The sequence below is a fragment of the Flavobacterium frigoritolerans genome (genome assembly GCF_025847275.1).
In the GTDB taxonomy this organism is placed as follows: Bacteria; Bacteroidota; Bacteroidia; order Flavobacteriales; family Flavobacteriaceae; genus Flavobacterium; species Flavobacterium frigoritolerans.
On the sequence record NZ_JAOZEV010000007.1, the window covers coordinates 56,962 to 69,514 of the forward strand.

Genomic DNA, 12,553 nt, shown 5'->3' on the forward strand with positions numbered 1-12,553 from the left:
CTATCCCTAAATTCCGATTAAACCAATACTGTTAACCAGTTAATTTCTTTTTATATTTCAAAAAAAAAACAGAGCACAAAATGAAACAATATTTTTAATTCAATACATTAAAAAAACACCAGATTAAGCCATTTTTAAACATACAACGTAAATATAAAAATTATTCACAGAAGTATTACAATAAAATCAATGCCGAAATCAATAATTTACAAAATAAAAACATCTATTTAAAACATTCTTTTCGACTACAAAAAAAGCCTTAAACTACTATTGTTTAAGGCTTTAATTAAATAAAAAAAAGACTGCACGTAAATTCATACTATTACTTATCAAGATATTCTTGTGTGGTTAATACCGTTGCATATAAATTCCCTAAAGCTGTTAATCCTGCCAGAAAAGATTCATGAATCTGTTTTGCTGGAAGAGTTTTTCCATAAAGTTTACGATCTTCGGTAGCGCAAGCATCACCAATAACTGTTGTTGTATATCCTAAATCCATTGCCGCCCTTACCGTTGTTGCTACACATACATCGGTCATCATTCCGCAAATAAGTAATTCGTTAATTCCTCTTTCAGTAAGATATTCCTGTAATACAGTATCACGAAAACTATTAGGGTAATGCTTTATAATTATTTTCTCTTCGCTAAGCGGTCTTACATCTTCGTGTATTTCTGCACCTTTTGTATTAGGTAAAAAGAAATCAGCACCTTCGTTGATAGCTAAATGCTGAATATGGATAACGTCTATATTATTATCACGAGAGTGTTCCAGGATTTTTTTGGCATTAGCCGAAGCTATTTCTGGCTGATATAAAGTATGTGTTCCATTAGCAAAATAGTCATTTTGAATGTCGATAAGTACAAGTGCTTTTTTCATAATTACTGTTTTTAAATTTATTAAGCAAAAGTAACTCACAGTAATCAGGAAAACTTTGAACTAGTTCAAAAAAGCACTTTAAAACATTATTACCTTTTGTGTATTTTCTTTCTGATTTTACTCAAAAACTCATGTGAGATTCCTAGATATGCTGCTATTTGTTGCTGCGTAATACGTTGTTCTAATGACGGATATTTTTCTAAAAATTCTAGATATCGTTTATCTGCCGTTTGTCCATGCGAAGAAATAAGTCGGCGTTGAAAAGCCACCAATGTTTTCTGATTCATGATACGAAATAATTTCTCTACAATTGGTAGTTGGTCGTATAAACTGTCTTTATCTTGTTTTGAAATAATCAATACCTCACAATCCTCTAAAGCTTCTATGTTAAAAATCGATGGAACCTGATTCATGAAACTATCAATATCAGTTGCCCACCAATCTTCGATAGCAAAGTATAAAATTTGCTCACTACCCGATTCTCCTGTATAAAAAATTCGGAAACATCCTTTGGTAACAAAAGCTTCAAAAGTACATATTGCACCTTCTTTGAGTAAAAAATCTTTCTTTTTTATTGAAATCGGATGGAAATAACCACAAAAATTTCCAAATTCTGCATCGGTTATTTCGATATGTCGTGCTATATTTTTACGTAATGATTCAAACATAATTTTAAAAGTATAAAAAATAAACGATTTTAGATTGAGTTCTGAAGATTAAAGGGATTTCCAATTATTATTTTTGTCACAAACGGAGATTCGTCGACTCTGCTCAATGACAATATTGAAAAAAAACTTTGCGAACCCTGCGCTATTTGCGATTAACAAGCTATCCTTTATAGCAATAAAAAAAGCGATTTCCAATAATGAAAACCGCTTTTGATTTGATTTTTAACGCTTATTAGCTTTTAATCCAATTGATAATTTCTGGATCTGTTGGTAACGTTTTAGGCGCAATTACTTTTACCAATTCTCCTTTTTCATTGATCAAATATTTCTGGAAGTTCCACTCTACTTCTGAGTCTTGTAATCCGTTTTTAGCTTTTTGAGTTAAGAACTTATATACTTCGTTCATATCATCTCCTTTTACTGATATTTTGTCCATCATAGGAAAAGTTACACCATAGTTTTGTTGGCAAAAAGCTCCAATCTCTTCATTTGTTCCTGGTTCTTGTGATGCAAAATTATTTGCTGGAAACCCAACAATTACAAAACCTTTATCTTTATATTCTTTGTAAATTGCTTCTAAATCTTTGTACTGCGGTGTTAATCCACATTTTGAAGCTGTATTTACTATCATTATTTTTTTTCCTTTTAAAGAAGCGAAATCAAATGGATTTCCCGATAAATCTTCTACTTTAAACTGATAAATAGTTTGTTTTTCCATGACGTTTTCGCTTTTGCTATTTTTATTTTTTTTAGTTTGTGCTTGATTCTGACAGCTAAATAAAAACATAACTCCACAGAATAGAAACAATATTTTTTTCATAATTATTTTTTTATAAAATTAATCAAAATTGATTTACCTGATTTCTTTCTTCACTTTATTTTATGATTGAACAATTGTTAATTAATCAAAGAAGCCTAATGCTTTTAAACATTAGGCTTCTTCAATAAACAAATTAAATTATTCTCATTAAATTCTTCTTTTAAAAAAGAAACTTTAGCCGTATGCTACTTGTATTAAAATCATAAAATAGGAAAAGGTTTCCAAATTCGTTCCATCATTTTTTTTCTAGAATCGGGCTAAATATTATCCCCCATATTTGCCTTAACTATTCCTAAATCGCATTAGAATGGAAACCTATCCCTTATTTAACCAATTATTCTAGTCTAAATTATCCCCCATTTAGACTATCATAATTTATATATACGAGATTAGTTCATGCTTGGTTTTAAAAAATCAAAAAAAGTTAATATTTTATTTTTTATCACTTTTTAAAAGCATTATAGTTATAAATAAATTACAATTTCTTTAAATTTTTGAATTATATTTATACCAGCTTTAACAATATTCATAGTTTTTAAACTAAAAAATACAAGTTTTTTCACCCTAAATCTACAAAATATGAGTCAAGACGAATTATTGGTATTAATTTATAAGAAAGACGAAAAGGCTTTTACATATCTATATGATATGTATTCCAAAAGTTTATTTGCCGTTATCAATGTTCTTATAAAAAATAGAGAAGAAGCCGAAGATGTGCTTCAAGAAGTATTTGTAAAAATCTGGAAAAACATCGATTCCTACCATGAAAACAAAGGTCGTTTTTACACCTGGATCCTTAATATTGCCCGAAATACGTCTATTGACAAGCTTCGTTCTAAAAACTTTAATAACAGTCAAAAAAACCTTTCTTCAGATAATTTCGTACATCTATTAGACGACAGTAATAAACTCGTCAATAAAATTGATACTATTGGAATTCAAGAGTTTGTAAAAAAACTAAAACCAAAATGTATTGCAATAATTGATTTATTATTCTTTAAAGGATATACCCAACAAGAAGCTTCAGAAGAGTTGGCGATACCTTTGGGAACTATAAAAACACAAAACAGAAACTGTATTAATGACTTACGAATTTATTTGAAATTATAATGGAAACAAAAGAATATATAGAATCAGGTATTTTAGAGCTTTATGTTTATGGATTACTTACCGAATCTGAAAGCATGGAAGTAGCTGCTATGGCCAAAAAACATGTAGAAATTAACGATGAGATTATAGCCATCGAAAAAGCAATTGTAGCGCTATCTTCTAGCTTTTCTCCTTTTCATTCGGTAGCTAATTTTGAAAAAATAAAAGCGAAACTAGAACTTAAACACGGCAAAGTTGTCGATATGAAACCTGCTACAAGCTGGTCGCAATACCTAGGCTGGGCTGCTGCTGTACTCTTCTTATTAGGTTTTGCTTACCAATATGTGCAACTTACTCAAACTAAAGAAGCAATAGCAATTGTTGGAGGCGAAAAAGACAAATTAAAAAATGATTATGCACTTTTAGACCAAGAAAATAAAGTTACTGAGCAAAGTTTAGCCATTGTAAGGGATATAAAAAACACTGGAGTTACACTAGGCGGACAAGCTGTGGCACCACAATCTTTTGCCAAAGCATATTGGAACAAAGACACCAAAGTAACCTATATTGATGCTGCTGGATTACCAAAACCTCCAAAAGGCAAAGTATATCAGGTTTGGGCTTTAAAACTAAGTCCTGTACTTACTCCTACAAGCATTGGTTTGTTAACTGACTTTGACGCTAATAATCAAAAAATATTCAAGGTAGAAAATACGGGTTATGCCGAAGCTTTTGGAATCACGCTTGAGCCTGAAGGCGGAAGTCCAAGTCCTACAATGGATCAATTGTACACTTTAGGAAAAGTCTAAAATTCAACTTATTACAAATTTAAAAACGCATATTAAAACAACTTAATATGCGTTTTTTTATTATTTTTAAAATCGAAACTAACCAATACTAAACCTATTTAATTTATGAACAGTACTTTAATTTTAAGAGTTGCAGTTGCTATAATCTTACTTACACATAGCGTTTTCGGAATATTCGACAATGGTATTAATGATTTTGGAAATCTTTATTTAAACCAAATTGGGTTTGCTCCTTTTGGCGTATTCCTCGCTTGGTCTATAAAATTATCGCACATTGTAGCTGCTGTACTTTTGCTTATCAATAAATATATCAACTTTGCAGCAATCGTTACTATTTTAGTACTTATTATGGGGATTATTTTAGTACATTTTAAAGAAGGTTGGTTTGTTGTAGGCGGTGGAAGAAACGGAATGGAATATAACTTTTTACTGATTTGCGTTTTATTGGCAATTATGTTTCCAAAAGGTTTTTTTGGAGGTTCTGAGGTTTCTTAGTTTGTGTATAAATCTTTATGAGTGTGCTTTGTGAACTTTGCGTTCTTTGCATTGTTTAGTCACAGCATCTCTCAATTTTGTCAACCCAGACGGAGGAAGGGTCTCATTAAGTAGCTCGATATAGCTTATAGAGCTACTTGCTCTTTTTTTGCACGCGGATTAAACGGATTTTTATTTATTGTTTTTAAAAGATTATAAGGTTCAAAAGGTTACAGCATATACACAAACTAAGCAACCTTTGAACCTTTGCAACTCAGAACCATAGTACTTTAAAAAAAAATTAATCCAAATCTGAAAAACCAAAATCTTCTTCCATCTCTAAAAAGTCTTCTTTGGTTTGAGTAGAAACAAATAAGGGATAATCTTCTGATAAATCTCCATTATCATCTGTATAATACCAAATTAGCTTCCTGTCATTTTCATAAATGATCCAGTTATTATGGTCTACAACTTTTTGCCAATTATTAGTGGTAATCTCTTCTATAAATTCTGGTAATTCATCCTGACCCATATCGTAAATTGCCCCAGAAAACGGATACCCTCCTTCTGCACATTGTCCGTACATTATCATTTGTAAAAAGTCTGAAAGTAAAATTTCTTCTGGATACCATACTGCTTTGTCTATATTTTGAACTTGATAGACTTGAAGATTATTTTCTTTGCTTTCTTTGTCAACTCCCCAATAACAAACCTTTTGGTTCTCTTCTAGAAAAACTAATTTTCCATCTTCATAAAACAAATCTTCGGGTTTTAGGAATCGCTGAAATGAAGACATAAAAACATCTAATTTACCTACTGTAATATAAAATTCTTTCAATATTGCTGGTATAGTATGCCCTAGCCTAGCTTCTGCATTTTCAATTATTTTTACATCAAATCCGTCATTATTTGTTAATGAACGTCCTAATAGTTTTTCAGCAACTTGTTTTATCATATTTTTTAATTAGTTATTGCTACGCTAAATTTAATTTATAAGCACACTTTTTTAATCGGTACACAAAAATACTTAATTCATAATTTATTTCTTGCCCTAAATAACTACTATTATCGGCTAAAAGCGATCTAAAGAATACTATTTATTGTAATACCTTTTTAAGTCTATACACATCAATACAAACCAATTATAATAAATTTATCTTAATTTTCTTTTGTCACATGAATCTATATCGTAATATTGCAATATAAAAATATAACAATGGGAGCAACTAAATCTGATTTCTTTACAGACAATCAAAATGAACTGGCTATTCTGACAAAGGCATTAGGACATCCTGCAAGAATTGCTATTATAGAATACTTACTAAAGGTAAATGCATGCATTTGTGGTGATATTGTAAACGAATTACCTCTTTCTCAGCCAACAGTTTCTCAGCACCTTAAAGAGCTTAAAAATGCGGGATTGATAAAAGGAAGTATCGAAGGAAATGCAATTTGCTATTGTATTAATGAATCTGGCTTTGAAAAAATTAAAGTTTTTTTCCAACATATTGAAACGCATTTGGAGAAAAGAAATAATGAATGTTGCTAACTATTAAAAAATAAAAACTATGAAACTTTCAGAAATTAAAAACATATTAAAAACAGTTGAAGCAATTAATTTTCAGCTTCCAAATGGGACTTTTGTACCCGAATATTTTCACGTAACCGAAGTTGGCTTAATAACCAAAAACTTTATCGATTGTGGCGGGACGGTTCGCAAGGAAACAGTTGTCAATTTTCAGCTTTGGGATGCTAATGATTACGAACACAGATTAAAACCTCAAAAACTAGTTCATATCATCGAGCTTTCGGAAAAGGTTTTAGGCATCGAAGATTTTGAAATTGAAGTTGAATACCAAGATACTACTATCGGCAAATACGATTTAGACTTTAACGGTAAAGATTTTGTTTTACTAAATAAACAAACGGCTTGCCTTGCTATGGATCAATGCGGAATTCCATCTGAAAAACAAAAAGTAAATCTTTCGGATATATCAAATCAATCCAACTCTTGTACTCCAGGCGGAAGCTGTTGCTAATTTTTAAAATATCTTAAATATGAGCACACTATTTCCCGAAATCGAAAACACAATTCGTTCTTTTGATTTTAAAAACATTTCTGCTGAGCGCAAAGATATTTTGCTCCCTTTGGTAGTTTTTATACAAAATAGAGTGAATACGCTACAAGAAATTAGACTGAATTTTATTTGTACTCATAATTCGAGAAGAAGCCATTTAGCACAAGTTTGGGCGCAGACTGCTGCTGCACATTTTGGTATAAAAAATGTTTCTTGCTATTCGGGAGGAACTGAAGCGACTGCTTTATTTCCTGTGGTTGCTAAAACGCTGGAAGAATCGGGTTTTAAAGTCGAAGCTCTTTCAGAAGGTAAAAACCCTATTTACTCGATAAAATTTGCATCTAATGAACATCCTATTCTTGGATTTTCTAAATCATTTGATGCTAATTTTAATCCCGAAAGTGAATTTGCAGCTATAATGACGTGTTCGCAGGCCGACGAGGGTTGTCCGTTTATTGCTGGTGCAGAAAAACGTATTCCGATTACTTATGATGATCCAAAAGCATTTGATAATACACCTCAACAATTAAAGAAATATCAAGAACGTAGTGTACAAATTACTACCGAAATGTTTTATGTTTTCTCACAAATAAACAAATAATATGTCTGCTAATACTTGCTCCCCAACTGCCGAAAGGAAAAAACTAAGTTTTCTTGACCGTTTTTTAACGCTTTGGATTTTCCTCGCTATGGCTATAGGTGTTTCAATTGGTTATTTTATTCCATCTAGCGGAGATTTTATCAATTCTTTCTCGCGCGGAACTACTAATATTCCGCTTGCAATTGGATTAATACTAATGATGTATCCTCCGCTGGCAAAAGTTAAATACGAACTCTTAGGAGACGTTTTTAAAAACACCAGAGTTTTAGGCGCTTCTCTATTTCTTAACTGGATTGTAGGCCCTTTTTTAATGTTTGGTTTAGCTTTATTATTCTTAAATGGTTATCCTGAATATATGATTGGCTTAATCTTAATAGGCTTGGCCAGATGCATTGCAATGGTTGTTGTTTGGAATGACCTTGCTGATGGAAATCGTGAATATGCCGCTGGCTTAATTGCGCTTAATAGTGTTTTTCAAGTTTTGCTCTATAGCGTTTATGCTTGGTTTTTTATTACTGTTTTACCGCCCTATTTTGGTTATACTGGTTTTAATGTAAACATCTCTATTGGTCAAATTGCCGAAAGCGTTGGTATTTATTTAGGTATTCCTTTTGCACTTGGTATTAGCAGCCGTTATGTTCTTATTAAGCTAAAAGGAATAACTTGGTTTGAGACTAAATATGTACCTACAATTTCTCCTATTACATTAATTGCATTGTTGTTTACCATTTTAATCATGTTCAGTCTAAAAGGAGAATTAATTGTTCAAATTCCTATGGATGTAATACGAATTGCTATTCCTCTGGTACTTTATTTTGTAATAATGTTTGTATTTAGCTTTTTTACTGGCAAGTATTTTGGTGCCGACTATTCTAAAGCTACAGCTATTGCATTTACAGCTACAGGTAACAATTTTGAACTTGCAATTGCAGTCGCCATTGGAGTTTTCGGAATCAATAGCGGACAAGCTTTTGCTGGCGTAATTGGTCCTCTGGTAGAAGTTCCTGCTTTGATTGCCTTGGTTAATGTTGCTTTTTGGTTTAGAAAAAGGTTCTTTTTTTAAGGTGCTAAGGCTCTAAGTTGCAAAGGTTCTAAGGTTGCTTTGTTTGTGTATAAAATAATTGCGATAATACTTTGTGAACTTTGCGAAAATCTTCATGCTCTTTGCGGTTAATTTCTTAGAATCGTATTATTATTATTATTATTATTATTATTATTGAACAACTTACTCTGGTTTTGGACGCGAATTAAACGGATTCGCATAGACGAAAACGCGGATAAAAACGGATTTCTTTAAGATTCTGAGGCGCTAAGTAACAAAGGTTCTAAGGTTGCTTAGTTTGTGTATAAACCTTTGTGAACTTTGCGTATCCCGATAGCTATCGGGACTGCGCTCTTTGCTGTTAATTTTACACAGTTTGGAGAGCCATTACCACAACTGTTTACTAGCAGTGAAATTTCTTTCTCAATGACTCCCGCAGATTGAGCAGATTGAGCAAATTTATATTGATTAGTTTATTATGAAAATGAATGTCCTAGCCCTGATGGCAACGGCATCCTTTTTGTTTTTTCTTTAAAAATAAAAAGATATAGTGGACAGCAGGAAATAGCTTCTTATTTTATGAATAGAGATTCTAAGGAGCTAAGACACTAAGGTTCTGAGATTTTTTTACCGCAAAGAGTTCGCAAAGCTATACTGAAACTGAGACTGGAACTGGAACTGGAACTGGAAATCTTTCGACTCCGCTCAAGATGACAAATGTTAAATAAAAAAAAATGGTTCAACTGCAAAGTTGAACCATTTTTATGTGAATTAATAATCTCTTATTTTTTATAATACTTTCGGTATTTTGGGTAAGTCACAGCTCCTATCAAGGTAATTGTTCCTAATGAATACCAAATCCAATCTAATGAATGCGCTTCTCCGCTTGCATAAGAGTGTAATCCTACTAAGTGGAAGTTTACCCCATAATAAGTAAACAGGATAGAAATAAATGCAAACATACTCATTAGGTTAAAAAACCATTTTCCGCGTAAAGCTGGTACAAAACGAGCGTGAATTACAAATGCATAAATCATAATACTAATTAATGCCCAAGTTTCTTTTGGATCCCATCCCCAGTAACGTCCCCAGCTTTCATTTGCCCATTGTCCTCCAAGGAAGTTTCCTATACTTAGCATAATCAAACCGATAGTCAATGCCATTTCATTGATGTATGTAATTTCTTGAATATTTAAATCCATCTTGGCTTTGTTGTTCTTATTGGTAAAGAAAATTAATAACAACGATACAAATCCTAATATCATTCCTAATGCAAATGGTCCGTAACTAGCAACAATTACCGCTACGTGTATCATTAACCAGTAAGAGTTAAGAACAGGCTGTAAATTGGCTATTTCTGGATCAATCCAGTTCATGTAAGCCGCCATTAAAATCATTGCTGTTACAAATGCAGATGATGCAACGGTTAATTTTGATTTTCTATCAAAAGCCAACCCGAAGAACATTGTTGCCCAAGCCACATAAACAATGGACTCATACGCATTACTCCATGGTGCGTGTTCTGCAATATACCAACGTGCTATTAATCCTAATGTATGTAAACCAAATAAGGCCCCAATTATTACATGAAAAACATTTATCGTAATACGCAACGCTTTTTTCTCAAAGAATATATTTACTATAGTAAAAATAAACATTAAAATTGAAGCCGTTATATACCAATACGGAAGTTTCTTGAATACATCGTATTTATTATACAATAACTCCGATGTTATTTTCTCTTCGCTTGGACGAACTTTACTACCAAATTTCTTTTGGAATCCGTTGATACTTTCTAGCAATTCATCGGCTTGTTTGAAATCTTTGGTAATCGAAGCATTATTTAAAGCTGCAAAATACATTGGTAAAATTTGCTTCACATATGTTTCGTCCATTCCTTTTAAACCAGCATTGCTAATCTCTAAGTATGAAATCCATTTATTACCTGGATCATTTGGTAAAGGGAATATTTTTAATATACTTCCGCTTAAAGCCGATTCCATTAAGTTTACCTTTTTATCAGTTTCGATAAAATCTTTCTCAAACTGATTCGGATTTGCTGCTTTATAAGCTGCATCTAAATAAGGTGATAATTTATAGTTTCCTTTTTCGTCAAAGAATTTAATAAATGGAGCAAACCCTGCATCTTTATCGACTCCGATAATTTTACGAATACTATCGTTTCCTGACTTAATGTATATAATCGGAATTTCTATCCAAACCTGAGCGTATTGTGTCATTGATAAAAATACCTGATCAGAATTCATTCCGTTATAAGTATCATCATGACTTACTTTTCTCAATAATTCTGATGAGAAAGTATTAATAGGCTTCATTCTTCCGCCTGCATCCTGAATAATCAAACGACCAAATTTGGCTGCATGTTCTTTTGGTGCTTTGTAGATATTTATTAATGAATCAAGTTGTTTTTGACTTGGTGGTTTTGTAACATGATTTGCATGATTCTTTGGATCCTTTGTCTCTGCTGCATGATTGTGGTCATGATCTTTTGCATGGTCATGATTCGGATCAGTACTATGTGCTGCATGATCATGGTCGTGATCGTGATCGTGGTCATGTTGCTCTTGTGCAAATCCGTTAAAGCTCAACATTAAAACTAAAATAGTAATAAATTTTGCTTTTTTATTTTTTACTACTTCTAGTTTGCGTTTTAAATCTGCAAAACGAGAATGTTTAGTAAACATGATTGCCATTAATCCAAAATACAACAGAAAATAACCAAAATAGGTGATATTAGTTCCCCAGAAATCGTGGTTTACTGATAAAACTGTTCCTTTCTCGTCTGGATCAAATGAAGATTGAAAGAATCTATATCCTCTGTAGTCTAATACGTTGTTCATATAAATTCTGGCATCAAATGTTTTAGTTGAATCTATAACAGTAACTTTACTTTCAAAAGAAGAGTAACTTTTCTCTGTTCCTGGGTATTTTTGAGCAATAAAGTCATTCAATTTAACCTTGAATGGCAGTATATAAGCTTTACTTCCGTAGAAGAAAGTGTAATCAATTTTTCCAATTTTAACTGTTTTAAAATCTCCAATTTTACCTTTTGATCCTAATAATGTTACTTCTTTTTCCTGTCCTTCGGCTTTTAGCGTTACTGTCAAAGCATCTTCATGTGTTTTTGCCTTGTAATCGTTATTTGATTCATAAGCAATAACTCCTTTTACAGCTGGATCTGGAAATACAATACGTATATCTCCGATGCTATACAATGAACGCATCATTAATGGCTGTACATTATCCTTGGTTACTTTTCCTTTAAGTTTATCTGCCATACGCATAAAATCTCCTTCAAATGGGGTTTGAATCGTATAAGCTTCACCTGTTGTATTGATATTAATAGCTCCCTCTGTAGGTTTATTTAATGCAAATAAAACATTATGAATATTTTGCACTTCACCATCTTTAAGAAAATGCTCTTCACGCCCGCCTTCACCGGCTTCCACCAATTTTAAATATAAAATTCCGTTAGCATCTGGTTTCACAACCTCTTTAGCTCCCATGATAAAATCCTTATATTCAACTTCAAATGGAGTTTCATCGAATTTACCTGAAATACTAAAATCATTATTAGCTACTGGAGATAATAGTAAGTTTTTCTCAAAAACACGACGTTTCATTTCGCCCTTAAACTCCCCGTCTGCAAAAACAGTAAGGAATGTTTTATCTGAATATATTTGGTTTTCGGCAGCTCCTTCGCGAATTGGCATCATCCCTTCATAACTAATATAACGTGTTATGAAAGCTCCTAAAAGGATAAAAATAAAAGCCAAGTGCAATAGTAAAGTTGCCCATTTTTCTTTTTTGTGTAATTGATATCTTTTAATATTTCCAAAGAAATTAATTAAGAAGAAGACCATTATGACCTCAAACCACCATGAGTTGTATATAAAAATTCGAGCTGTGTCGGTGTTGTATTTACTTTCTATAAAAGTCCCGACTCCCATTGCAATTGCAAATGTTAAAAAAAGGACAGCCATTAATCGTGTAGAAAACAAAAAGGAGAATATTTTTTTATCCATTACTAAGGAATTACGTTTTATAAAGTGGCACAAAAGTACTTAAAAATGT

General features: G+C 32.1%; 12 protein-coding genes. 7 read left to right on the forward strand and 5 right to left on the reverse strand.

The genetic code is table 11. The features are described 5' to 3' along the window. Window positions 1-322: 322 nt before the first annotated feature. The 3 genes from OIU80_RS10960 to OIU80_RS10970 all read right to left on the reverse strand — a co-directional run bounded on the left by OIU80_RS10960 (window position 323) and on the right by OIU80_RS10970 (window position 2,365). Entirely contained in the window at window positions 323-877 is a 555-nt protein-coding gene (locus tag OIU80_RS10960) for a cysteine hydrolase family protein (RefSeq protein ID WP_264287046.1), read from the reverse strand. Between the two features lie 89 nt (window positions 878-966). Beyond that, window positions 967-1,545 (reverse strand): Crp/Fnr family transcriptional regulator, encoded by a 579-nt coding sequence (locus tag OIU80_RS10965; RefSeq protein ID WP_264287047.1) that lies wholly within the window; start codon window positions 1,543-1,545, stop codon window positions 967-969. A gap of 232 nt (window positions 1,546-1,777) precedes the next feature. After that, window positions 1,778-2,365, reverse strand: a complete 588-nt coding sequence (locus OIU80_RS10970; protein ID WP_264287048.1) for a glutathione peroxidase — start codon at window positions 2,363-2,365, stop codon at window positions 1,778-1,780. A gap of 579 nt (window positions 2,366-2,944) precedes the next feature. Between OIU80_RS10970 and OIU80_RS10975 the strand changes: the two genes are divergently transcribed. From OIU80_RS10975 to OIU80_RS10985, 3 genes are all read left to right on the forward strand, one after another. Next, window positions 2,945-3,475, forward strand: a complete 531-nt coding sequence (locus OIU80_RS10975) for an RNA polymerase sigma factor (RefSeq protein ID WP_195736209.1) — start codon at window positions 2,945-2,947, stop codon at window positions 3,473-3,475. Next, the gene (locus tag OIU80_RS10980; protein WP_264287049.1) at window positions 3,475-4,263 is read left to right on the forward strand and encodes an anti-sigma factor; all 789 of its coding nucleotides are present in this window, start codon (window positions 3,475-3,477) and stop codon (window positions 4,261-4,263) included. The genes OIU80_RS10975 and OIU80_RS10980 overlap by 1 nt, the downstream gene beginning before the upstream one ends. 105 nt (window positions 4,264-4,368) lie before the next feature. Beyond that, window positions 4,369-4,758: a DoxX family protein gene (locus OIU80_RS10985; RefSeq protein ID WP_264287050.1), complete on the forward strand. Its 390-nt coding sequence runs from the start codon at window positions 4,369-4,371 to the stop codon at window positions 4,756-4,758. Between the two features lie 280 nt (window positions 4,759-5,038). Here OIU80_RS10985 and OIU80_RS10990 read toward each other — a convergent pair whose 3' ends face one another. Next, window positions 5,039-5,692 carry a hypothetical protein gene (locus tag OIU80_RS10990; RefSeq protein ID WP_264287051.1) on the reverse strand — a complete coding sequence of 218 codons (654 nt, stop codon included), beginning with the start codon at window positions 5,690-5,692 and terminating at the stop codon, window positions 5,039-5,041. Window positions 5,693-5,953: 261 nt separating this feature from the next. Between OIU80_RS10990 and OIU80_RS10995 the strand changes: the two genes are divergently transcribed. The 4 genes from OIU80_RS10995 to arsB are packed head-to-tail and all read left to right on the forward strand — an operon-like array spanning window position 5,954 to window position 8,479. After that, entirely contained in the window at window positions 5,954-6,286 is a 333-nt protein-coding gene (locus tag OIU80_RS10995) for an ArsR/SmtB family transcription factor (RefSeq protein ID WP_264287052.1), read from the forward strand. 19 nt (window positions 6,287-6,305) lie between these two features. Next, window positions 6,306-6,776 (forward strand): DUF6428 family protein, encoded by a 471-nt coding sequence (locus OIU80_RS11000; RefSeq protein WP_264287053.1) that lies wholly within the window; start codon window positions 6,306-6,308, stop codon window positions 6,774-6,776. Between the two features lie 19 nt (window positions 6,777-6,795). Further along, window positions 6,796-7,416, forward strand: coding sequence for an arsenate-mycothiol transferase ArsC (locus OIU80_RS11005; RefSeq protein WP_264287054.1), 621 nt, complete (start codon window positions 6,796-6,798; stop codon window positions 7,414-7,416). Window position 7,417: 1 nt separating this feature from the next. Then, a complete protein-coding gene (gene arsB / locus OIU80_RS11010) occupies window positions 7,418-8,479 on the forward strand; it encodes an ACR3 family arsenite efflux transporter (RefSeq protein ID WP_264287055.1) in 1,062 nt (353 codons plus the stop codon). A 761-nt stretch (window positions 8,480-9,240) separates the two neighbouring features. Here arsB and ccsA read toward each other — a convergent pair. Beyond that, a complete protein-coding gene (gene ccsA, locus OIU80_RS11015; protein ID WP_264287056.1) occupies window positions 9,241-12,504 on the reverse strand; it encodes a cytochrome c biogenesis protein CcsA in 3,264 nt (1,087 codons plus the stop codon). Window positions 12,505-12,553: the final 49 nt, after the last annotated feature.

Excerpts from the sequence above, each read along its gene's own strand:
- OIU80_RS10960 (WP_264287046.1), bottom strand. The coding sequence starts at position 877 with ATGAAAAAAGCACTTGTACTTATCGACATTCAAAATGACTATTTTGCT.
- OIU80_RS10965 (WP_264287047.1), bottom strand. The coding sequence starts at position 1,545 with ATGTTTGAATCATTACGTAAAAATATAGCACGACATATCGAAATAACC.
- OIU80_RS10970 (WP_264287048.1), bottom strand. The coding sequence starts at position 2,365 with ATGAAAAAAATATTGTTTCTATTCTGTGGAGTTATGTTTTTATTTAGC.
- OIU80_RS10975 (WP_195736209.1), top strand. The coding sequence starts at position 2,945 with ATGAGTCAAGACGAATTATTGGTATTAATTTATAAGAAAGACGAAAAG.
- OIU80_RS10980 (WP_264287049.1), top strand. The coding sequence starts at position 3,475 with ATGGAAACAAAAGAATATATAGAATCAGGTATTTTAGAGCTTTATGTT.
- OIU80_RS10985 (WP_264287050.1), top strand. The coding sequence starts at position 4,369 with ATGAACAGTACTTTAATTTTAAGAGTTGCAGTTGCTATAATCTTACTT.
- OIU80_RS10990 (WP_264287051.1), bottom strand. The coding sequence starts at position 5,692 with ATGATAAAACAAGTTGCTGAAAAACTATTAGGACGTTCATTAACAAAT.
- OIU80_RS10995 (WP_264287052.1), top strand. The coding sequence starts at position 5,954 with ATGGGAGCAACTAAATCTGATTTCTTTACAGACAATCAAAATGAACTG.
- OIU80_RS11000 (WP_264287053.1), top strand. The coding sequence starts at position 6,306 with ATGAAACTTTCAGAAATTAAAAACATATTAAAAACAGTTGAAGCAATT.
- OIU80_RS11005 (WP_264287054.1), top strand. The coding sequence starts at position 6,796 with ATGAGCACACTATTTCCCGAAATCGAAAACACAATTCGTTCTTTTGAT.
- arsB (WP_264287055.1), top strand. The coding sequence starts at position 7,418 with ATGTCTGCTAATACTTGCTCCCCAACTGCCGAAAGGAAAAAACTAAGT.
- ccsA (WP_264287056.1), bottom strand. The coding sequence starts at position 12,504 with ATGGATAAAAAAATATTCTCCTTTTTGTTTTCTACACGATTAATGGCT.